The organism is Acidiferrobacter thiooxydans (assembly GCF_003333315.1).
GTDB lineage: Bacteria > Pseudomonadota > Gammaproteobacteria > Acidiferrobacterales > Acidiferrobacteraceae > Acidiferrobacter > Acidiferrobacter thiooxydans.
Genome location: NZ_PSYR01000002.1, coordinates 642,985 through 664,142, shown reverse-complemented (window position 1 = coordinate 664,142; position 21,158 = coordinate 642,985). Strand labels below are relative to the sequence as shown.

Genomic DNA, 21,158 nt, shown 5'->3' with positions numbered 1-21,158 from the left:
GGCGTGGATTGCCACCGTCAGGTCGCCCTAAGAACCGGGGCCGCGTGAGCGACCCCCTCTAGCCGCTTTGAGCGGCTCACAAACTCGTGTCGGCAAACGCCACGCCCCCGCCCATGGAAACCTCACCGGCGGAAGCGCCGGTAACGGGGCGGCATGAGTGGCCTGCGACGGATGAAGCCGCGATGAAACCGGGCATATCGCATGGCCCGCTGCCGTAGCAAGGGATGACGTGCCGCGAATGCGGGATGATGGAGCGTGTAGCGCCACATCCGACGTCGTACAAAACGATGCGTAAAGATCATGCGGCCGACAGGCCGACGCCAGAGGATGCCCGGATGAGCCCGATAGAAGGGGATGACGCGTGTCCGCCACAGTGCATATCGCGCAAGAAACAGGTGATGCCGTGCCCACCAGACAGGGTGGGCCCGCGCATACCAGGGCGCGACTCGCATGCGCCACCACACGAAGTAGGGGCGATACGCCACGACCGGAGGCGGCGGACCATAGGCGAGCAAAGGCGGTAGGAATACCGTGGGCGCCAATGGCCACCATGGGCCGACGATCACCCGCGAATAGACCCAGCCGTCATCGACCCAGCGATAGTAAAGACCGTTGTCCGCATACACATAGGCGCTGTAGCGGGGCGCATAGAAGACATTCAGGTTTTCGCCAAACGAGAACGCAAATCCCGGGGCGCCCACATTGACCGATATGCCGACGTAGGCCTGCGCAGGCTGCCACGCCAAGCCCCATAGCGCACAGACCAGAACCACAAGAGCCGCAACGCGACGCTTCATACGCAGCCCTCCATATGCATGCTCTCGAGACTCATTATCGACCACTACCTTTTGTGCGGATTCCATCTCATGTGCACAGCAGGCCGCCCAAAGAGGGAAGGGACACCCGACCGATACCCGTCCACGGCGAACAATCCCATACCGCAAGACCAGTCGTCAAGCGCGCAATTGTATTACATTGTATCAGTCGCATTGCATCGGCCAGACCCACTTAGGCAGCCCCTGATCGGCGTGTTCGGGGCCGTTCACCTCGACGTGCTGGCCATGGTAACGGGGTCTGGCGATACCACCGACGACCGGCCGGAAAAAGACCATAGGCCATGCGGCCTACGATGTCTACGAGATCGCAGCCAAACACCAGGTCCATCCGAACCAGGTGACCCAGTGGCGCCGGCAGTTGATCGACCAGGCGGCGAGCATTTTCGGCAAGCCCACGGGGACGACACCCACCAGCGATCGCGAGGCCTTGCTGGCCAAGATTGGAGAGCTTACGGTCCAGAACGATTTTTTCGCACGAGTGCTCGGCAAATGACCACGGCTGAGAGACTCCAACGGGTCGAGCGCGAGAATCCGGTGGTGCCGATCGCACGCCAATGCGCGTGGCTTGGCGTGCCCCGCTCAAGCGTGTATTACCAGGGGAAGCCTGCGGTCTCCGAGGAGGATCTTTCGCTCATGAAGCGGCTCGATGCCCTCCACCTCCAGCATCCCTTCCTGGGCTCGCGGCGCCTGCGGGACCGGCTGGAGCGCGACGGCGTGTTCGTAAACCGCAAGCGCATCCAGCGGCTCATGCAGGTCATGGGGATCAAGACCCTGTACCCCAGGCGCAAGACCAGCGCCCCGGGTCCGGGTCATCGCATTTATCCCTATCTTTTGCGAGGCATGACCATCACCCGGCCCAACCAGGTCTGGTGTGCGGACGTGACCTACATCCCCATGGCCCGGGGCTTTTGCTATCTCGTCGCCATCATGGACTGGGCCACGCGTGCGGTGCTCTCCTGGCGGCTGGCCACCACCCTGGAGGCCGACTCCTGTGTCGAGGCCCTGGAGGAGGCCCTGGAGCGCTATGGGGCCCCGCAGATCTTCAACACCGACCAAGGGGCGCAATTCACCTCCGAGGCCTTCACAGACGTCCTGAAGGGCCACACGATCGACATCAGCATGGACGGCAAAGGCTGCTGGCGTGACAACGTGTTCGTCGAGCGGTTGTGGCGCTCTGTCAAGTATGAGGAGGTGGTGTGCTACGAACGCGAGAGTTCGGGATCAGAACAATCGCGATGCTTTACCAAGGATGAGGGCGGGCCCCTCGGAGTCGGCTTGCAGGAGCAGGCTTCAAACCACCACAAGTGGCGTGAATTAAGGGCTCATGTGGTGAGCGTTGCTGGAAAAGGCGGAGTTCGACTCCGTCAGGTGAGGATCGAGAAGACGAACGCGAGTGAACCGCTGATGACGTGTCGAAACGTACTATCCGAAGTCGAAACCGGGATCTTGACTTCTATCCCGCGCGCAAAGGTTGGGGTGAAGTGGTCCCCCGTTGACGGACCTCTAATGGATGGATTAAACCAACCACTTGGAGGTCACTATGGAACGTCAGGTTCGTGCTCAATATACCGCCGATTACAAGGCGCAGGCAGTGTCATTGGCAGAGAGCCTCGGAGCGGCAAAGGCTGCCCGCAAGCTCGGTATTTCGGTCAAGACGCTGGCTAATTGGATCCGCATTTCGCGTGATGGAGCAGGGTTCGCCAAGGACGGGAAGCGCCGTCCTGTGAGCGATGTGGAAGCTGAGAATGCACGGCTTCGAGCCGAGAATGCTCAGCTGCGCATGGAGCGCGATTTCATAAAAAAAGCCGCAGCGTACTTTGCGAAGGAGTCCAAGTGAAGTACGCCTATATCGCCTCGCAGCGGACTCACTACCCGATCGGGTTCATGTGCCGGGTACTTGAGGTATCGACGTCGGGATTCTTCGCCTGGCAGGCCCGAGAACGTGCGCCACAGAGCGACGCGGACGCTCCGTTGCGTGCAGCGATCATACAGGTCCACGAGGAAAGCCGGCGCCGCTATGGTCGCCGGCGCCTCACGCATGCCCTGCGCGCACAGGGCATGCGCATCAACCCCAAACGTGTGCATCGAGTGATGCGCGAGGAAGGCTTGCGAGGCGTGCGTAAAGGGCGCTTCGTGCCGCGCACGACCGACAGTGCCCATCAGCGCGCCATCGCCCCGAACGTCCTACAGAGGCGATTTAGCGTCGACACAGCCGTGCCGGCCTGGACAAGCGACATCACGTACGTTGCCACTCGTGAGGGCTGGCTGTACCTGGCGGTGATTATCGCCTTACAGACACGCCAGGTGCTCGGCTACAGCCTCTCGGATCGCATGCCCGATGAGCTGGTGCTCAATGCGCTGCGCAATGCCTGCCATCTCCAGACACCGCCATCCGGTACGGTGTTTCATTCCGACCGCGGCAGCCAGTACGCCAGCGATGATTTCCGCAACGCTCTCGGCGCACTTGGCATGGTGGCCAGCATGAGTCGCAAGGGAAATTGCTGGGACAATGCGGTCTCGGAGAGCTTCTTCGCAACACTGAAGACCGAAGAAGCGACCGAGCCGTATGCGACAAAACAGGACGCCCACAGAGCGATCGCGCAATACATCCACGGATTCTACAATCCTGTCCGCCTGCACTCATCACTCGGATACTTGTCGCCCAACGAGTATGCGCGCAGAATGCAACACCCAGATCAAGACCCGTCTATGAGGTCCGCTGCGTAGGGACCACTTCAGTTTTGAAATGTATTGCTGGCCTTCAAGCCGCAGGGGGTGCCGTAAGCGGTGCGTCTGACAGGCCAACGAGTATCGGCGCGCTATTTGCGTTCAGGCGACTATCGGGTCGCGTCGGAAGGCGGCCGTCTCGTGCTTGGCGCCATGTCGGCAGGCCCGTATCGATCGCTTTCCAGGCCCGGACGTGGCCAAAGTGGTGATGAACAGCACACTTTCTGCGCCGCCTCGTTCTAGAGGGGATGAGGGTAATGCGGCGACTGCGAAGTGACGCGAGGGCAGCTTTCGGGGAACCCGTCGGCCGGGCGCGCCAACTCATAGGTGAGCTGGCGGTGGTTGTACTCTCGGACTTCTAGTAGCTGGTGTCACAGCCCATATAGACGTCGAGAGGTTATGCTCCGCTAATGCCGCGCTGCTCATCCTGTTTGTACCCGCCGTCACCGGGAGCGGGTTGATATATAGGGGGATGATTTGTTTCCAGAAAATATGCAACCGACCGCGTTACCGGAGGGGCCGTTCTCAGTTGCAGACAGAATACTGGTTAGGCCTGCACGCGGCGTCCAAATATACGCCCGATTTCAGGCGATGGCGCGGTCGGTTAGATGATAGGATGAGTCATGCTCTTCGATTTACCGGACCATAATACTCTCTACTTGGCCCTCCTTAGTCGGGATGAGCGCTACGATGGGCGGGTCTACGTCTGTGTTTCCTCCACAGGCGTTTTTTGTCGGCTCACGTGTCCAGCTCGTAAGCCAAACCCAGAAAACTGTCTATTCTACTCGACGATCAGCGAATGCATTGAGGCCGGGTTCCGTGCCTGCAAAAGATGTCATCCGCTGCAAGCAGCCGCCTCGGCCGATCCTACAATCACGGCATTGCTGGCGGCGCTTGCCGAGCGCTCGGGTATTCGTTGGTCAGAACGGCACATAGAGGAACTAGGGTTTGATCTTTCCACCGTGCGCCGTAGTTTCAAGCGACACTTTGGTACGACCTTCCTGAGGATGGCTCGGCAAACGCAACTTCGGAGAGGGTTTGAGGTACTCTCTCGCGGTGGTAGGGTCATTACGGCCCAGCATGAGGCAAGCTTTGACTCACCTAGCGCGTTTCGTGTGGCCTTCGCGAGACTCCTAGGGTGCACCCCTGCATCACTTAGCAAGAAGGGGGGGTGCTCGCAGATTGGATCGCCACGCCATTGGGAGACATGATTGCAGTCAGCAGCCCCACGCACCTGCACCTGCTGGAATTTACCGACCGGAGGGCACTACGAACCGAGCTAAAAAATCTTCAGGCACGGACAAAGGGAGGGATGGGCATAGGTCGTCTGGGGCCGACCGAGCAGGCGGAAGAAGAGCTGATTGCGTTCTTCGCCGGTCGCAAGGCTTGCTTCGAAACTCCTCTGGTGCTTCAAGGCAGCGTGTTCAATCGGCAAGTCTGGGGGGAGCTCCGTCGCATCCCGGTGGGAGAGACCCGCAGCTACTCGGATATTGCACGCCGCATAGGGAAACCATCGGCCGCACGCGCGGTAGCCCGCGCCAACGGCGCCAACCAGATCGCGCTGATGGTTCCCTGTCACCGCGTCATTGCCGCGGATGGCGCTCTGACCGGATATGGCGGGGGCCTCTGGCGAAAGCAGCGCCTGATTGAGATTGAGCGCCAATTTGTGTTACTAAAATAGGAAAAATAACAATGCATAACGTTGATAGGTTCCGGAAATTCAAGGCGCTCCACGTTCCAGGCGACCCCCTCGTTCTCTACAACATCTGGGATGCCGGTGGAGCAAAGGCCGTGGCACAGGCGGGCGCGAGCGCCATCGCAACGAGCAGCTGGTCCATCGCCGCAGCGCATGGGTTCCCGGATGGTGAGGAGATGCCCCTAAGTTTCGTCCTGATGATTGTCGAGCGGATCGCACAAAGTAGCAACTTGCCGCTCACGGTCGATTTCGAAGGAGGATATGCGGAGGACCCTCTGCATGTCGCCACTAACGTTCGGCGGGTAATCGAAGTCGGTGTGACCGGGATTAACTTCGAGGACCAGGTCGTTAAGGGGCCCGCTCTATACACGATCCCGGATCAGGTGGCCCGGCTCAAAGCCGTGCGCAAGGCCGCAAATGATACCGGCAGGGCACTATTCATAAACGCCCGCACCGACGTATTTTTGAAGGCGGCTTCGGGAGTGTCGCATGCGGATCTCGTGGATGAGGCGCTGGCGCGGGGAAGAGCCTACGCAGAGGCAGGGGCCGATGGCTTTTTCATCCCAGGCTTGACCGACGCAACGCTAATAGCAGAAATCTGCCGCCAGTCTTCTCTTCCCGTCAATATCATGATGACGGGGGAACTGAATTCCATTCCGGCGTTGGCCAGGCTGGGTGTCTCGCGCGTGAGTTACGGTCCTATGCCGTACCTCGTGGCGATAGAAGACTTAACGGCGCGATTCGAAGGAATCTAGGTTGTGCTTTGCAGGTCGTCTCCTCGATCGCACCGCTGTCCCATGCGGAAACTATTTGCTCAAGTCGGGTGTAGGGCTTGCCGACATCAGCAAGTGGTTAGGGCATGCCAGCAGTGACACGACAAACCGTTATGCGACGATCGATCTGGACATGAAGCGACAGGCCCTCGCCAAAGCGGCCGCGCCCCACAGTCCTCTGGGACGCCCGACTCAGTGGCACAAAAACACTTCAGTTCTTGAATGGCTCGAATCGCTGTAAGTGACGAGTAGTAATGTGGAGTTGGGTCGGATAATTCTTCGGCTGCTTAAGCGCGACCGACTGGCCACTCCACATTACTCGGTGCGTACCATTTATCGTAAATAAGGAGTTTGATGGCCGTATGCGAGCGGCTGCGGAACACGAACACCGTCCCCTGGAAGGGATTCTCTTGCAGGACCGCCCGACTGAGATGGACCCCAACCCCTGGACAGAATCTCCCGATCCTTAGGTGGATTATCTGCCGGGTTGGTCAAGCGGCTAGATCCCAGGACGCTGTGGTGTAAGCCTCCCACGGTGTCCGTCGATCCAGTGCTTGATGAGGCCTCTCATGATTATAGAAATGGAAGTATTTTGCAAGAGAGGCCCGTGCTTCAGGTATCGATGCATAGGCCTTGAGATACACCTCCTCATACTTGACAGAGCGCCACAACCGCTCGACGAACACGTTGTCACGCCAGCAGCCTTTGCCGTCCATGCTGATGTCGATCGTGTGGGCCTTCAGGACGTCTGTGAAGGCCTCGGAGGTGAATTGCGCCCCTTGGTCGGTGTTGAAGATCTGCGGGGCCCCATAGAGCTCCAGGGCCTCCTCCAGGGCCTCGACACAGGAGTCGGCCTCCAGGGTGGTGGCCAGCCGCCAGGAGAGCACCGCACGCGTGGCCCAGTCCATGATGGCGACGAGATAGCAAAAGCCCCGGGCCATGGGGATGTAGGTCACGTCCGCACACCAGACCTGGTTGGGCCGGGTGATGGTCATGCCTCGCAAAAGATAGGGATAAATGCGATGACCCGGACCCGGGGCGCTGGTCTTGCGCCTGGGGTACAGGGTCTTGATCCCCATGACCTGCATGAGCCGCTGGATGCGCTTGCGGTTTACGAACACGCCGTCGCGCTCCAGCCGGTCCCTAAGGCGCCGCGAGCCCAGGAAGGGATGCTGGAGGTGGAGGGCATCGAGCCGCTTCATGAGCGAAAGATCCTCCTCGGAGACCGCAGGCTTCCCCTGGTAATACACGCTTGAGCGGGGCACGCCAAGCCACGCGCATTGGCGTGCGATCGGCACCACCGGATTCTCGCGCTCGACCCGTTGGAGTCTCTCAGCCGTGGTCATTTGCCGAGCACTCGTGCGAAAAAATCGTTCTGGACCGTAAGCTCTCCAATCTTGGCCAGCAAGGCCTCGCGATCGCTGGTGGGTGTCGTCCCCGTGGGCTTGCCGAAAATGCTCGCCGCCTGGTCGATCAACTGCCGGCGCCACTGGGTCACCTGGTTCGGATGGACCTGGTGTTTGGCTGCGATCTCATGGATAGTCTTTTCCCCGGCCAGGGCCTCAAGGGCCACCTTGGCCTTGAACTGCGGGGCGTGATTGCGTCGTGTCTTGCTCATAGGATTTCTGCTCCTTGTTGCGTTACTGTAAGGGCAGATAATCACCTAAGCTAGTGTCCAAGAATTGGGGTCCATCTCTCTTGGCCATTCTGACGGCCGCCGCCCATAAGACCTTGGGGATACGCGCGCCCGGCCGACGACTCTCCCGCCAGCGCTGGAAGAGCGCTTGGGTCTGCTCTGGGGTCTCGTCGCCATCCCGTCCTGGTTCCGTCTCTCTCGTCTTGTTCATTCGCTGCGTTCCTTATCGGTTGGAGTACGCAGCGGACATTAGCAGGGGCAAAAAACCACTTCCTGCATGCTTACCGGAAGGGCGCCCATCCATACCGTAAACACCAAAACAGCCTCTGGGGAGCTCACTCCGGCCGTTATCGCATTCCTTTCCGTCTACCTGCCAGTGGCATCTCACGCGCTCTCTTCGGACACCCTTGATGCCAGATAGGGGACTGGCGGCCCCCTTCTATCATCTCCACGACGTCGCCTGACTTTTCCACCTGTAAACACTGACAGTGGCGTACGGAGTCGCGGTAAGTTAAACCAAGCGCTAGGGTGGAGACAGAGAGACGTTCTGCTCAACTCAGAAGGCGCATGCTACGAATGATCGCGGAGGCAAGATGCATCGTGAGTATAACAGAAAAGCCATCACTTAAGACACCGGGGGACAACTGGACTCGCTTACCTATTCAGCGCCCTGCCTATCTCAGCGGTTCCCAGGCACCCCGCGCTAGAGATGCCGCCGGTCCCCATTCGTACATAGACATGCTCTGAGGCTAATCTAGAGGAGATAGCGCGCATGATGATATCTAGGCCTTATTCAAGACAGTCGCCAACGGTAAGTATTACCGTTATGCCTCCCTTCGCTCAAGGCCACAGAACACTTGTGTACGAACATTGGTTTCGGATTTATGTGCTGGAAATGAGCCGCAATCTCGCTACAGCGGATTTCGGAAAACAGGTTGTCTCTGATTACCTAGAGCCCAATTCCTGGATATTCTGCGCCACATGCAAAGGTACCATGGTGGGAACCTTCCGGATATCATTCTGGGACAAGCAGCCTCTACATCACTACGTTTCGCTATATGGATTATCCCAATACGAAGAGCTTAAGGTCGCAGTCGGTACTCGTCTCATGGTGGCTAAAGACTATCGTCGGCGGGGTATCGCCGGGACTCTTATCAGTAGAGCAAAATGCTTTATTGATAGAATCGAGAACTCCATCCTAATCGTCGACTGCAATCCGCCAGTCGATCGCCTGTTCGAAAGCCAAGGATTCACAAAATATGCGTCCGGGGCTTGCTCGCCCGAGTATGGTGACGTTGAGCTTCTCACATACCGTCCAGCAGCCAAATGGGAGACCGTCTATGGCTAAGCGTGTACTTAGTCCTACTCAGCTAGACAACGAGTTCTTTAAGGAGCGCGTGAATAGGACTCAAACCTTCCTCGGAGAGTGCATAGCTACCCAGCATTCCTCTCAAATTAAACTCCGCCAATCAACCGTCGGCATAGCCGGGGCGGGCGGCATTGGTGGTGCCATTGCGCTTCGACTTTGCCGACTCGGCGTTGGCGCTCTAAAAATTGCGGACCCAGACGTATTTGAGATTTCCAACATAAACCGGCAGATCGGTGCATCATATGACAATATCGGAAAAAATAAGGCGTCCACTGTCGGGCAAATGGCGTTTGACATAGCGAAGGATACTAGAATTGAAGTGTATGAGGACGGCATATCACATAAAAATGCGGCGGAATTTGTCGCAGGGTGTGACCTAGTTCTCGATCAACTGGACTTCTCTGTAATCGACGAAAAATTCGCACTCCATGACGCATTTCACGAATCAGAGGTTACACATACGATACTCGCATGCTCCGTAATCGGATGGAGTGCGCATCTCTATAAATTTACACGACAGTCCATGCATATTCGAAAGTGGTACGATCCGGTGGACCATTCCAACATTGTATAACTGGCGTCCGATGCCCGCACTGAGCGGCTACTGAAACTGTGGGCGCCGCGCTTTCCACACTTTCCGACGTTCGATGCTGTGATGGACTGGATCCATAAGCATGACGCCCTTCCGATTTTCGCTGGCGCTCCTCCATTGGCGGAGGGGCTCCTCGCGCAGCGCATAACGCTGGCCCTTACTGGTCTTGAGAGACCACCATACTGTGCAGTTCTTGATCCGATTCCGAATATGTACATATATGATGCGGCGCTCCTAGACGGCGGCATGTATACGTCAGATGGGACTATCAGAAACGCGGACGTGCTTGCAAAAATGTGGGGGAATGGGCAATGAAGACAGATGCCGAATCGCCGAAGCGAAGCGACACTGACATAATTGATAGCGCCAGTATTACAGCGCTCATGCGGGCACTGCTGGCTGACGCAGATGGTCGCCGTCGTAACCCGGACAATCTTGCAAAGTACTTTGTGCGCGATAGGTGGGCGGAATATCTTAGGAGTCCGGAGAATGCGCGTGCGGAATTCCAGGCTCGCTTCCCGGGCGGGATGTACTACCATCTTTTGCGGACGAAGGCCTTCGATGAGGTGTTTTCGCGCTTTGTTGACCGGCAACCTCGGGCGCAGGTGGTAATACTTGGTAGTGGATTCGATAGTCGTGCTCTGCGCTTTCGGAAATCTCTAGTGCTCAATAACGTACGTGTTTTCGAAGTCGATCTTCAGGGGATGATAGACCACAAGAGAGCAGTAATACAACAGCACAGCCTGCCCGATGACCGCGCGGTATACGTTCCATGCAATTTCGATAGGGATTCATTTCTTGATAGGCTACTTGAGTGTGGCCTAGAACCGCAGAGGCGGACGCTTGTGCTTTGGGAAGGTGTGACCTACTTTCTTACGCCAGCGCAAATCGATATCGCCATGAGGGATATATCGTCTCTATCTGAGTTGTCAGTCGACGTCTATCTAGATTATGCGTTTGGAAGCTATATTGATGGCTCAGTAAGCTATTATGGCGCTGATGAGCTAAAGAGGATTCTTACGGAGATCGGAGAGCCACACCATTTTGGTCTTGAGGCGGACGATGTGGAGCGTTTCTTTCTATCTCGTGGCTATATGCTTCTGGCCAATTACACGTCTCAGATGCTGGAGGCAAGGTTTCTTCGAGATGAATGGGGCGTCTCGGTTGGGCAGCCTCACACGTTTCACGGATTCGCGCATCTTAGAACTCAGTCGGGCTTCGTCGCCTCCACCTGAAGTAAGGAGACAATGGACGTGCCAGACCGCTGCGATGGCGAGAATCTGCGTGTGTTGTTGGAGAGCGCGAATATTCGCTTCAGGATTGTTCACCATAAAATTCGGGGCTCAACGGTCGATCAGTCGGCGGAGCGCGGGCACGCCCCGAGCCTGGCTGTAAAGGTGTTATTGCTTGAAGGGTTAGATCATAGCGATGAGAAGGTTAGATTGCTCTGCGCGATACCTGGGGATAAGCGACTGTCTTATGATGCGGTACGTAATGTAGGAGGATTGAGGCGAATCTGGACTATGCCGCGGAGGGAAGCGGAGCGTCTGATGTCATGCCCATCGGGGTCATTTCCGCCAATCTGCCTAGAGGGAGGCGCACAACATGTGTTCGATTGGTCCTTTAAGGCGATAAGCGACGCCGTTGTTATCGGGTCCGGCTGTCTTACTGAATCTTATTGGGTGGATATTAAAGAGATTATCGGAGTGGCAAAACCAAAGTTTGGGCGGATTACGTTGTAAGGGGCGAGCATGCTTGGCGGAGTATGCGGGCGTCCATGGGCTTTAATATGTGCGACGGAACGCGAGAATCGCGCCCGCGCCTTTGGTTTTAAGCGCCGCTCCTGATTTTTCCACACCGCTGCATGGTGGTTGGCCTTCGCGCCGCGGACCAACCGTAGGCATTACCATTGGGCACTAACAGCTAACGTACCATATTGGAGTGGGCGTCCTTAGGGTCGGCCGTATGCCCGGTGGCTGGGAGTAGTTGGCGTGTTTGTCGTCTGCCCGGACCGTGCGGGCCCTCAGGGGGCATCTCGCCTTCGCTTTGTTGTCCATGACATTGTTGTTCAAGTGCATGAACGATATGTGAGAGGTGGTACGAGCGCAGATCTCACGCGACCCCATGGTTCCGCTAAAGTCTCACGTCAGCCCCATGGGCGGATGGAGACTATGGCGGATCGTGTGCGCAAATTGCACAAGGCAAAGACAAGGGTTCGTCAGCCGTGATAATTGAGCTGGAAATATTGCCGGTGGCGGCTGTGGTCATCCTGCTGGCGTCGCGCAGAGTGACGGTTTTGCAGGCCGGCCTGGCGGGTGCGTTGCTGACGATACCGGCCGTCGCTATGGCGCTCGGGCCTACCAAACCTTTACTGACGTTCCTTATGCGCAACGCCGCCGCAGGGGCATGGTTGGCTTGGCAAGCCATTTCTGTGGTGCTGGCGGGTCTTATTTTCTATAACGTGCTACGGGTAGCGGATCAGGTCTTGTTTTCTGGGGACACGTATTCGCCGATCGCTTTCTCCTATCGGCAGATCTTCGCGGTTTGTTTCCTTCTTGGTCCGTTCCTGGAGTCTGTAACCGGTTTTGGCGTAGCTCTGATCATTACCATCCCGATTTTGCTACGTATGGGGGTGAAGGGCCCCATGGTTGCGGTGTTGGCCCTATTCAGTCAGACCCTGGTGCCGTGGGGTGCGCTGGCCATCGGTACTGTGATAGGGGCCGGACTTGCGGATGTCCCTTTGCATACCGTGGGCGTTCGCAGCGCGCTCATAACGGGGCCTTTGCTCTTTGGCTACCTCATCGTATTTTGGAGTTATGCGCACCGCGAGGGTTGGCGCGTCGATCTATGGCAGCGAATCGACGATGTGGCGTGGGTCGGGGCGCTTGTAGTGATGCTGTATCTTAGCAATCAATTCGTGGAAGTACAGGCCGCGGGACTGATTGCAACGAGTCTTTTGCTGGGGGTGCGTTTTTGGCGGGACGTTCGGATCTCCGCTGCTGCGCGGCAAGCGCTTATTCGGGTGGCACAGCCTTATGTGTGGCTGACCCTTATCATCCTGGTAACCCGCGTATTTCCGCCTCTGCGCGGATTTTTGCGGGGGTTGTGGCTTATTCAGCCGTCTCGCGCGTGGCCCGTATTTTCGGTCTTTTATCAAGTCAGTTTCTGGCTGTTGGCTGTCGCAATCGTGTATGGCTTAAAGATCCGTCTGTCAAAGACCCAATGGAAGGCGGTTGGTGTCGGGGTATGGCACGCGGGCCGCGCGCCGGTGATGGTGATCCTGGCGTTTGTCGTCATGGCGCAATGGATTTCGCGAGCCGGTATTGCTGCCGATTTGGCCATGCAGTGGGCCCACTTTGCGGGCCCGGTTGCTATCTGGGCGAGTCCTGTGTTCAGCGCCATCGCGGGGTTTCTGACAGGAAGCAATACGGCCTCCAACGCGCTGGTTATGCCTTTGCAGATGGCTCTTGCGAAAAGCGGAGGCTTAAGTCCTGGCTGGGCGGCGGCAATGCAAAACACGGCGGGGAGCAACTTTACCTTGCTTTCGCCTGTGCGAATCGCGATGGGTGCCGCACTACTGCATGCGCCGAATGTTGAGAGCTCCATATATCGCTTGGCGTTCCCGCTGGGGGTCATGGTACTCGTGATGCTGGTCCTGATGATGGTGTTGGGCTTGTAGGGTGCCGAGCTGGGGCACGCGTGATCCGCCGTTCCTGATGGAGGTGAGGGGGCTATCGGCTGTGTGAGGCCTGGGCCTCACAGTGATATCATTCAAGGTAACGACGTACTCCATCTGGATACCGTGAACGAATCTGACCTTTTTGCTCTCCCATTCCCGGACCTTTGGGTCCTCGCCTATGAGGACGAAGATCCCTTGGCGCTCGCCGTGCTCGAGCGGCGCGTGGCCCTCATGCAGGCCCATGACCCCGCCATGCCGGATCACGACCGGCGCTACAAACGGGCCCATAAAGAAGAGCTGATGGCGATGCCGCTGTTTTCGCTCGCGGCCCGCAGCGAACGAGACCCCCTGGCGGCCTCCGTCTTCAAGCGCCGCATCTTCAGCCTCAAGGACCTGTGCTTTACGGAAGCCCTGAATCTCGGCAAGACCGAGGCCGAGGCCAAGGTCCTGGTCCGCACGGTCATCGGTGGCAGCGTCGAGGAGATTCAGGAGAAGGCGGCGTGTGGCGAGCTTGAGCGGGCCGTAGACCGTCTTCATGCGTTGGTGGAGCGCGCGCCGGCTCGTCCTGCGCAAAAGCGCACCCCCAAGCACGTCCGTAAGGACGGCCACCCCTTTCGAAGGCGGAAACGGCAGAAAGAGAAAGGCGGCGGCGACGAAGTGCTCGACCAGGAAATCAACGGCAATAGGTAACCCAACCCGTCATGCAAGACCTTGGCTTCTACTACGGGAGGCGCAGGTCCGAGGCTTATGCCATGGGAGCCAAACTCTTCAAGACATTCTGGGGCGCCTGCGCGGCCATGGCCGGCGAGCAGTCCAGGGATGCGCCGGGTCAAGACGACTCACAGCCATAGCCGCGTCATCATGCGCGATCACCGCGAGTATTTTTGATTGGACGTTCTGGCCCAGGTTCTATTGTGAGTCGTCTTGATCGCCTTCTTGATGTGTTCCAGAGGCTTGCCCTGGCGCGTTACTGCCTGTGCAAGGAAAGGTATGGTTGTCGGCATGCGGGCAGTGCTTGTTTCCACAGATTGGACACACAATCATGTGCGACCATGCAGACGGGAATCCGTTGATGGTGTCACCCCGCTGCTCCTCACAGTGTCGGCAGGGGCAAGGCTGTTGGGGTGGCGCGGGATGTTCTTGGTGCCGCACATGCTCAATCGCTTGCCCGGGGGGAGCAGTACGCCAGTCCGGCCAGACCCGCTCTTCGTTTTTGGCCTGTTTAGCGGCCAAGGCCGCAGCAATGGCCTCTGGGGCGTGGCGCGCGGGCCACGCCCCGTCGAGAGCCAGCAGCACAACGTCGATCCACTCCTCGAGATCGTCCGGGTGCTCCGCAATTTCAGCCAGTTCCTTGGCGATATGGTCCAAGACGCCGCGCGTACGCGGCCCGGGGCCGAACGTCCGTTCGGAAAAGTCCTGCTGACGGCGCAGATGCGCGACGAGATCACAATGGTTGCCGCCGGAGGAGTCTTTATGCGTCGTCTCGGCCCGCTCTTCGGCCGCCCGGACCTTTTCCGCCATGGCCTTGTAGGCCTTGTAGGCGTGCCAGGACTGCGCGCCGCGTAGACTCTTGTGGATAGCCTGAATATCCGCTTCGGATAGACGGCTTAACGGCTGACCCGGGCGAAGAAACACACGGTCGGCGTCCCAATCGATTCCGCGATACGCCGCCCCGACAGAAACGGCTGGCGTGGGCCCCAGCCCGCCATAATCTGTAACGGGAATGACGATTTCCGGGTCGGCGCGGTTGTCAGCAGCTAGCGTGCCCAGTAAACGCAGGAGTTCGGAAAGCCGCACGGGATGACCTCCAAAGGGTAACAGCGATCAGGGTGATTGTTTGGGATGATCAATTCAGAGTCCCGGTACAGACAGTGTCTCCCGTCTCTTCTTCGAGACGCTCTCCATCACAATTCGGCGCGGGTACTCCCGCTACAACGCCAGGCGCTTAGCGGGAGCGGAAGCGCCCCCTCATTGCGGTTACTGGTACGCATAACCATCACTCCTTTGAATAAGTGATAAGTATTTCGGATGCACATCGAAGATATCAGCCGCTGTCTTTAACGCGAACGACGGTCGGAATCGGATAGCGACGCGGCCGACATGGATGCCTGCGTGTTTTCCCTTGAGAACGCGGGCCCGTACCAGATCGCCGGTCTGGAAACCAGAAAAGGACTTGGTGCCCGTTTTGTGTCCAACGGGGAAGCCGTGCCGGTTCAGTCTGGTTCTTTGCCGTTCGCCATGGCCCATGGCCTCTATCGCCAGTGACCGTTGTTCAGAATGGAGACTGACCGCATCTCCGCTTTTCCCGACGCAGGCCGCGTCAATCCAATGGGCCTTCACGTACCCTTGTCGGACGCGGTTATATTTTGTCCGGCCACCCGTCCCGACCTCGACCGGCAGTCCGGTTTTCTTCAAAGTGCCGAACAAGGCCCATCGGGTGCTATTAACTGCGGCGGCATCCCGTAGCGGCGCTTTCCGTTGCGCTTCGATACGCGCCAGCCGCTTCGGGTCGTGAGCCAGAAACTCCGTGAGCGGTCGATTGCTCTTGCGCTGGTTGCAGGGAAAGCAGGCCAGAGTGAGGTTGCTCACCCGATCACTGCCACCCCGGCTCGTGGGGTGTATGTGGTCGATGGTCAAGGGCGCATGTTCCGCATCGCAGTACGCACATTGCCGGCCCCACTTCTCCAGCAGGTACTCGCGGACCTCGTAGCCCTGAAGCTCGCCCTGCTGGTACTCGACGCCGCTGATCTCGGGATTCTGCAGTGCCTGAGTGTCGAAGCGGTGGAGCATTGTGGAAAGGTTTGTGACGGGTACCCATTGCCGCAGCCGACATACCCAGGTCATCGTGGTGTCCACCCGGTGTTGCAGGGACGGCGCCAACCAGCCTTCGGGCTTCGTCCGGTTATCAAAGCGCGGAGCCCGATAGCGCAAATGGGCCCGACGGAGGCGCCGGTGCCCACGTCGCTGTTCCAGCGCCTTGCGGATGGCGGCGCCACGGTGAGCCAATTCTCCGGCCCAAATGACCGTGGAACCACGCCGGATAAACTGTGCCACGAGCGCCAAGCCTGTTACTCGGCTGCCGGGATTCAGTTTTAGGCAGACATCCTGAACCGCGCCACCGGTCCGGTCCTTGAGAATGATCGTGAAGGGAAAGCGCCGAAACACGGCCGCCTTTCCCTCCCGCAACAGTTCCCGGGCCCGCGCCGGATGGCAGGGCATGAGCGGCTGCCGGTTCTTGTCCAAGACCAATACTCGTTGCATAGTCGCTACCTTTTCAGTCTCCCCTTGCGGGGGTTATGTTCGCCTCGGCAAAGTTATCAAGGCTTTTTGCGGCAAGGACACGGCTCATACTCCCGAATCGCTGTTTAATCCTTGCCGACAGAGCCGGGAACTGGCAACGCATTCCCGGGTGTCATGACCTTAATAACGGAGTCTCGATGTTTTGAGACTGAGCCTGGTCAACCAGGAGCCTGCTTTCACAAGCTCCGCCTAGAGCCCGTTAGGGCTTAGGGGGAGTGGTTGACAACGATTGACCGCTGCATTCGCGGCCGTAAAAAGCGCCACCAAGGCTTCGTCAGAGGTCGGTTCCGGATCGATCCAACTGACGTCAAAAAACACGATGTCATCGATATAAACGGCGACAGACACGCCATAGCTCTCCGAAACCTTTTCGGGGTCGCAGTTCGCGCATTTGGCAATAAAGCGCGGAGCGGTCGTATGAACCACATAGGCCTCATCCGAATCAGCGCCATCGCCCATGATCCAGGAATCTGTAATGATTTTATTCATGATTGGGTTGTCCACAAATTCTGTGGACAGGTCTGGGGACAAAAGTCGAACCGTTCGGTTACCACGCTGTTATGGCGACGTGATTACAAAAGTGGCGCGGGATCATCCATCCATCTCGACGACATAGGGAATCACTTCCAGGATCCGCCGCCGCAACAACCCCAGGAACGTCGCTGTATCGTAAATCAGCACGCCATCTTCGTCCCCCGGCGACGCGCCTAGATAACGGAGTCGCACATAGCGTCCGGCTTGCCCAGCCCAAAGCAACGCATCACCCGTGCGGGTGTCGCGATACAGTTCCAGAAAAAGGGGTTCCATAGCGGGAGCATACGCGATGGCTCTCTGTGCGACAGCCCGCTATTTCGAGGGTGTCGTGGTGGCTTGGGTAGAGAGGGCTGGCCGTGCCGGGCGGCACCTCGCGGAGAGCCATCGCCCATCCCTGACGAAAGGGAAGGCCGCTCTGGCGGAGCCCTGCCCGATCTTGCCGAAGCCCGACTGATCTTCATAAGAGCCCTAGGGCCACCGCCTGCGCGACCGCGGCGGTCTTGTTGACCGCACCCAGCTTTGCCATGACATTCTGGACATGGAAGTGCACGGTTCGCTCGCCGATCTCAAGGATCGCCGCGACTTCGCTCGCACTCTTGCCGTCACCGGTCCAGCGAAGGATCTCGCGTTCTCGCTCGGTCAAAGAGGTTAAACCTTCGCAGGCGATAACCGGAGGGAGGAGACAACTCATGGTGTCATGAGCTGTATGGGCGAGCCACAGGACCTGCGAGGCCTTCTCCCGGCGCTCCGCTGCCGAGAGAGGTTCACCGCTGCGAGCAAGGGTCAGCATGCCGTTGTGCCCGACGTCCCGGACTCCCTGGACCCAGCCTACACGCAGACCCATGTCTTGGGCTTCTTGCCATAAGGCAGGCGTATGGGCGAACAGACGATGGGACCAGATCGCCGGGGCTACGGAGGTGCGGGCGTGGTGGACCGTGGGGTCAATGCCCAGATAGTGTTGTTCTGCATACCGCGCCTGCCAGACCGTCGGATAATTGCTGAACATGTGCGTGCGCGGGCGCGTCAGTGGCCAAGGTACCTGAAGGCCGTAGGCGCAGTACTCAAAGCCGAGCGCCTGGGCGTGATCGACGAGCTGCGCGAACGCGTCTTCTGGATTGTCGGGCCGATCGCCTTTGGCGTCCTGTTCTTCCGTCATACGAAAGTGCCTTCAATGGTGTCCGAAAAATGTCTTATATCTGGGCCCCGACTACCTGTCAATGCTGGCACTGGCCGGTCCGAACCATGATGCCCATAATGACTATCCTCACAGAATCGAGGAGGGGTCCGTGAGCCGTAAAGCATCCGTCACGAACCACCGGGCCGTGCTCGGCCAGGATGGTGCTGTCCGTATGACCGAGTCGCTGCTGCGCAAAACTCCGCTCCAGCACATAATCTCCGGCCTCTATGAAGATCCTATGACCTGCGGGATCGGCATCGGTATCGGCGCTGGTGCTACTGTCACGTGCTTGGACGGCTATACAGAATGGGTTAGTGAGACCTATCCGCAGATCACCTTGGGTTGGGACTGGGGATGGCAGTTTGTATCCGGCCGATCCGGTTACCGACGTCGCGAGGCCCCCTTTAGCAATATCACTCTGGTCGATCAGGACGGCCGCGATATCGGCGTCGCAGACACCGCCCGCTTACTCGGCGACGTGATTGATCAAAGGGATTGGCAGGACATCGTTGGCGCCTATCTCGCTACCCACTATCGCTAGCATCCTGTCAGACCTGTCAGTACCGTAGCGCCCGCTAATTCCCTAGATTTCCCTGCAAGGATAGTCACCTTGAAGGGAACCCTTATGCAACTATTGTCAGGAGTGTCGCAAACGCTTCCCGCGGGCCTTTACGAACAAGCCGCCCGATATCGTCGGCAGGTGTTTGTGGAACGTCTCGGTTGGCCGCTACCCACGTTCCAAGGCATGGAGGCCGACCAGTTCGACCGCCCCGACACCGTTTATGTCGTAGCTCAAAACGACAAGGACGAAATCATAGGCTGCGCGCGCCTGCTTCCCACCCACCGCCCCTATCTCCTGGGAAAGGTCTTCCCCCAGCTTCTCAACGGCTTGCCGGTGCCTTGTTCCCCCGACGTGTGGGAACTCTCGCGCTTCGCGGCCGGTCGCCCCGATGATGCAAAAGACAAAGCCGGAAGCCGCTCTCTCCTGAACCCGATGCTGTCGCCTATTGCGGAACCCCTCTTGCGGGAGACGATACGATGCGCGGCAGCCCATGGCGCGAAGCGCCTCATTACCGTGTCGCCGCTAGGCGTCGAACGGCTCATCCGGCGCGCAGGCATTGAGGGGCGCAGGGCGGGGCCCCCAGTTTTGATTGAGGGGAGTCCAGTGATTGCGTGTTGGATCGATGTCTGATGACCCAATTTATAGCTGCGTTATGTGAACCACAAGGCGCTACGCGCCAAACACAGAGAACGGCAAATCACATATCACCGAGAATGAACGTATCGGCTCCATAAACCTTTCATTTACCCACAATTGTGGCGCCAAGCTGGAAGCCAAACGCAATGTCTGAAGCCTAACATCCCGCGCCAGATGACGATGTTGCCCGGCGGAGGATCACTGGCTCGGTCGAGGTATCCGCCGAGGCGTGCAAGCTGCTTTAGGCAGGATTGTATGGTGGGGGATCGTCTACACGCCCGCAACCGGCGCGGCGGGTCCTGATCCCCAAGGAAGATGGGAGCGAGCGACCGCTCAATATCCTCTGCCTGGAAGACAAAATCGTCCAGCAGGCGGTGGTGACGGTTCTCAATGCCATCTATGAAACCGACTTCCTGGGATTCTCTTATGGGGATCAATCCGGTCGCGGCCCGCACGACGCGCTCGATGCCCTGATCGTAGGGATCGAACGTAAGCCGGTGAACTGGATATCGGACATGGACATTCGAAAATTCTTTGACACTGTCAAACACGGATGGCTGCTCCGATTCCTACAACACCGTATCCAGGATAGGCGGCTCTTGCGCCTTCTGCGCCAATGGTTGAAGGCCGGCGTGCTGGATGAACACGGACATCGAGTGCTGGGCACGATCGGTACCCCGCAAGGGGCGGTCGTCTCACCTCTCATGGCCAATGTTTACCTGCATTACATCTTCGATCTCTGGGTGCAGCAATGGCGTAAGCGACACGCCCGGGGAATGATCGTGGTGGTACGGTATGCCGATGATGTCGTCGTAGGGTTTCAAAACCCTGATGACGCCAGTCGCTTCCGGCGCGAGATTGAAGTCCGTTTTCAGGAATTCGGTCTGGCAGTCCACCCCGACAAGACCCGGCTGATTCGTTTCGGCAAGTTCGCCCATGAGCAGACCAGGAAGCGGGGCCTCGGCAAACCCGAGACCTTCAACTTCCTGGGCTTTACGCATATCTGTGGGGTGAGCCGTCAGGGACGATTCTTGATTCACCGCAAAACGCGGAGAGATCGCCTACAGAACAAGCTCAAGGCGCTAAGCCAAGAGCTGAAAAAGCGCCTTCACCAACCTGTTCGTGCCACGGGCCACTGGCTTCGGAGCGTCGTTCAAGGCCATCTGAATTATTATGGTGTCCCCTTGAACGGTGCCGCTCTGAGCCTTTTCTGCTACGAGGTACGGCTTCGTTGGTACCGGGCGCTCTGTCGGCGCAGTCAACGCAAGCGACTAAATTGGGAACGTTTCGGCAAGATCGCGGATCACTGGATACCAAAGGCTACCATCGTGCATCCTTACCCTCACCAACGCTTTGACGCCAAATACTCAAGGGTGGAACCGGATGCGGGAGCCTCGCCTGTCAGGATGTGTGCGGGGGGTGCCGAGGAATCGGCATTCCTACAGCTATCGGTCAGCCGGCCATTTCTCTCATATGCTTCTCGGACCACACGGGCCGCCTCAATCAGCTTCGGTGAAGGTATACTGGAGAGGGGGCTGTGCCAGAGACCTGTCATATATGACAGGTTATCTATTTCTATGATCACGATGTCTATAGAATCGTCCGTAAGCTGATGGATTGGGGAATAACATAGACCGGTGG

General features: G+C 58.2%; 21 protein-coding genes and 1 pseudogene. 15 read left to right on the top strand and 7 right to left on the bottom strand.

Annotated features, from left to right (window positions below; translation table 11 throughout):
- Positions 1-122: 122 nt before the first annotated feature.
- Positions 123-797, bottom strand: coding sequence for a hypothetical protein (locus tag C4900_RS10220; protein WP_114283049.1), 675 nt, complete (start codon positions 795-797; stop codon positions 123-125).
- A gap of 376 nt (positions 798-1,173) precedes the next feature.
- On the opposite strand from C4900_RS10220, the gene C4900_RS16045 reads away from it, so the two are divergent.
- The 6 genes and pseudogenes from C4900_RS16045 (at position 1,174) to C4900_RS10195 (ending at position 6,014) form a co-directional block, all read left to right on the top strand.
- Positions 1,174-1,329 carry a hypothetical protein gene (locus tag C4900_RS16045; RefSeq protein WP_170132465.1) on the top strand — a complete coding sequence of 52 codons (156 nt, stop codon included), beginning with the start codon at positions 1,174-1,176 and terminating at the stop codon, positions 1,327-1,329.
- On the top strand, positions 1,326-2,501 hold the full coding sequence (locus C4900_RS16310) for an IS3 family transposase (protein ID WP_211306887.1): 1,176 nt from the start codon (positions 1,326-1,328) through the stop codon (positions 2,499-2,501). Before C4900_RS16045 ends, C4900_RS16310 begins: the two co-directional genes overlap by 4 nt.
- Complete coding sequence (locus C4900_RS17320) at positions 2,428-2,673, top strand: transposase (RefSeq protein WP_083995885.1); 246 nt, start codon at positions 2,428-2,430, stop codon at positions 2,671-2,673. The genes C4900_RS16310 and C4900_RS17320 overlap by 74 nt, the downstream gene beginning before the upstream one ends.
- Positions 2,670-3,563 (top strand): IS3 family transposase, encoded by an 894-nt coding sequence (locus tag C4900_RS10205; RefSeq protein WP_114282231.1) that lies wholly within the window; start codon positions 2,670-2,672, stop codon positions 3,561-3,563. The genes C4900_RS17320 and C4900_RS10205 overlap by 4 nt, the downstream gene beginning before the upstream one ends.
- 623 nt (positions 3,564-4,186) lie before the next feature.
- Positions 4,187-5,244, top strand: a pseudogene (locus C4900_RS17315) (bifunctional transcriptional activator/DNA repair enzyme AdaA).
- Positions 5,245-5,255: 11 nt separating this feature from the next.
- A complete protein-coding gene (locus tag C4900_RS10195; RefSeq protein WP_065971940.1) occupies positions 5,256-6,014 on the top strand; it encodes an isocitrate lyase/PEP mutase family protein in 759 nt (252 codons plus the stop codon).
- Positions 6,015-6,523: 509 nt separating this feature from the next.
- Here C4900_RS10195 and C4900_RS10180 read toward each other — a convergent pair.
- A protein-coding gene (locus C4900_RS10180; RefSeq protein WP_114283045.1) for an IS3 family transposase occupies positions 6,524-7,650 on the bottom strand; the annotation gives its coding sequence in 2 pieces (ribosomal slippage) (positions 6,524-7,389 and positions 7,389-7,650; 1,128 coding nt in all).
- A 790-nt stretch (positions 7,651-8,440) separates the two neighbouring features.
- Here C4900_RS10180 and C4900_RS17310 point away from each other — a divergent pair.
- The 6 genes from C4900_RS17310 (at position 8,441) to C4900_RS10140 (ending at position 13,998) form a co-directional block, all read left to right on the top strand.
- Positions 8,441-9,016 (top strand): GNAT family N-acetyltransferase, encoded by a 576-nt coding sequence (locus tag C4900_RS17310; protein WP_114283043.1) that lies wholly within the window; start codon positions 8,441-8,443, stop codon positions 9,014-9,016.
- Positions 9,009-9,611 (top strand): ThiF family adenylyltransferase, encoded by a 603-nt coding sequence (locus C4900_RS10165; protein WP_170132507.1) that lies wholly within the window; start codon positions 9,009-9,011, stop codon positions 9,609-9,611. Before C4900_RS17310 ends, C4900_RS10165 begins: the two co-directional genes overlap by 8 nt.
- A 329-nt stretch (positions 9,612-9,940) precedes the next feature.
- Positions 9,941-10,864 (top strand): class I SAM-dependent methyltransferase, encoded by a 924-nt coding sequence (locus C4900_RS10155; protein ID WP_147267180.1) that lies wholly within the window; start codon positions 9,941-9,943, stop codon positions 10,862-10,864.
- 12 nt (positions 10,865-10,876) lie between these two features.
- Positions 10,877-11,371 carry a YbaK/EbsC family protein gene (locus C4900_RS17305; RefSeq protein WP_114283039.1) on the top strand — a complete coding sequence of 165 codons (495 nt, stop codon included), beginning with the start codon at positions 10,877-10,879 and terminating at the stop codon, positions 11,369-11,371.
- Positions 11,372-11,853: 482 nt separating this feature from the next.
- Positions 11,854-13,308, top strand: coding sequence for an L-lactate permease (locus tag C4900_RS10145; RefSeq protein ID WP_170132506.1), 1,455 nt, complete (start codon positions 11,854-11,856; stop codon positions 13,306-13,308).
- Positions 13,309-13,503: 195 nt separating this feature from the next.
- Positions 13,504-13,998, top strand: coding sequence for a hypothetical protein (locus tag C4900_RS10140; RefSeq protein WP_147267179.1), 495 nt, complete (start codon positions 13,504-13,506; stop codon positions 13,996-13,998).
- A 219-nt stretch (positions 13,999-14,217) separates the two neighbouring features.
- On the opposite strand, the gene C4900_RS16295 is transcribed toward C4900_RS10140, so the two are convergent.
- From C4900_RS16295 to C4900_RS10115, 5 genes are all read right to left on the bottom strand, one after another.
- On the bottom strand, positions 14,218-15,105 hold the full coding sequence (locus tag C4900_RS16295) for a dATP/dGTP pyrophosphohydrolase domain-containing protein (protein WP_211306884.1): 888 nt from the start codon (positions 15,103-15,105) through the stop codon (positions 14,218-14,220).
- Between the two features lie 180 nt (positions 15,106-15,285).
- A complete protein-coding gene (gene iscB / locus C4900_RS10130) occupies positions 15,286-16,569 on the bottom strand; it encodes an RNA-guided endonuclease IscB (RefSeq protein ID WP_114283036.1) in 1,284 nt (427 codons plus the stop codon).
- Between the two features lie 228 nt (positions 16,570-16,797).
- Entirely contained in the window at positions 16,798-17,097 is a 300-nt protein-coding gene (locus C4900_RS10125) for a hypothetical protein (RefSeq protein ID WP_147267178.1), read from the bottom strand.
- 102 nt (positions 17,098-17,199) lie between these two features.
- Positions 17,200-17,415 carry a hypothetical protein gene (locus C4900_RS10120; RefSeq protein ID WP_114283034.1) on the bottom strand — a complete coding sequence of 72 codons (216 nt, stop codon included), beginning with the start codon at positions 17,413-17,415 and terminating at the stop codon, positions 17,200-17,202.
- Between the two features lie 184 nt (positions 17,416-17,599).
- Positions 17,600-18,298 (bottom strand): LuxR family transcriptional regulator, encoded by a 699-nt coding sequence (locus C4900_RS10115; RefSeq protein ID WP_114283033.1) that lies wholly within the window; start codon positions 18,296-18,298, stop codon positions 17,600-17,602.
- Positions 18,299-18,428: 130 nt separating this feature from the next.
- Between C4900_RS10115 and C4900_RS10110 the strand changes: the two genes are divergently transcribed.
- The 3 genes from C4900_RS10110 to C4900_RS10100 all read left to right on the top strand — a co-directional run bounded on the left by C4900_RS10110 (position 18,429) and on the right by C4900_RS10100 (position 21,130).
- Complete coding sequence (locus C4900_RS10110) at positions 18,429-18,860, top strand: DUF4902 domain-containing protein (RefSeq protein WP_170132505.1); 432 nt, start codon at positions 18,429-18,431, stop codon at positions 18,858-18,860.
- A gap of 84 nt (positions 18,861-18,944) precedes the next feature.
- Positions 18,945-19,511 (top strand): acyl-homoserine-lactone synthase, encoded by a 567-nt coding sequence (locus tag C4900_RS10105; RefSeq protein WP_114283031.1) that lies wholly within the window; start codon positions 18,945-18,947, stop codon positions 19,509-19,511.
- Positions 19,512-19,768: 257 nt separating this feature from the next.
- The gene (locus C4900_RS10100) at positions 19,769-21,130 is read left to right on the top strand and encodes a reverse transcriptase domain-containing protein (protein WP_114283030.1); all 1,362 of its coding nucleotides are present in this window, start codon (positions 19,769-19,771) and stop codon (positions 21,128-21,130) included.
- Positions 21,131-21,158: the final 28 nt, after the last annotated feature.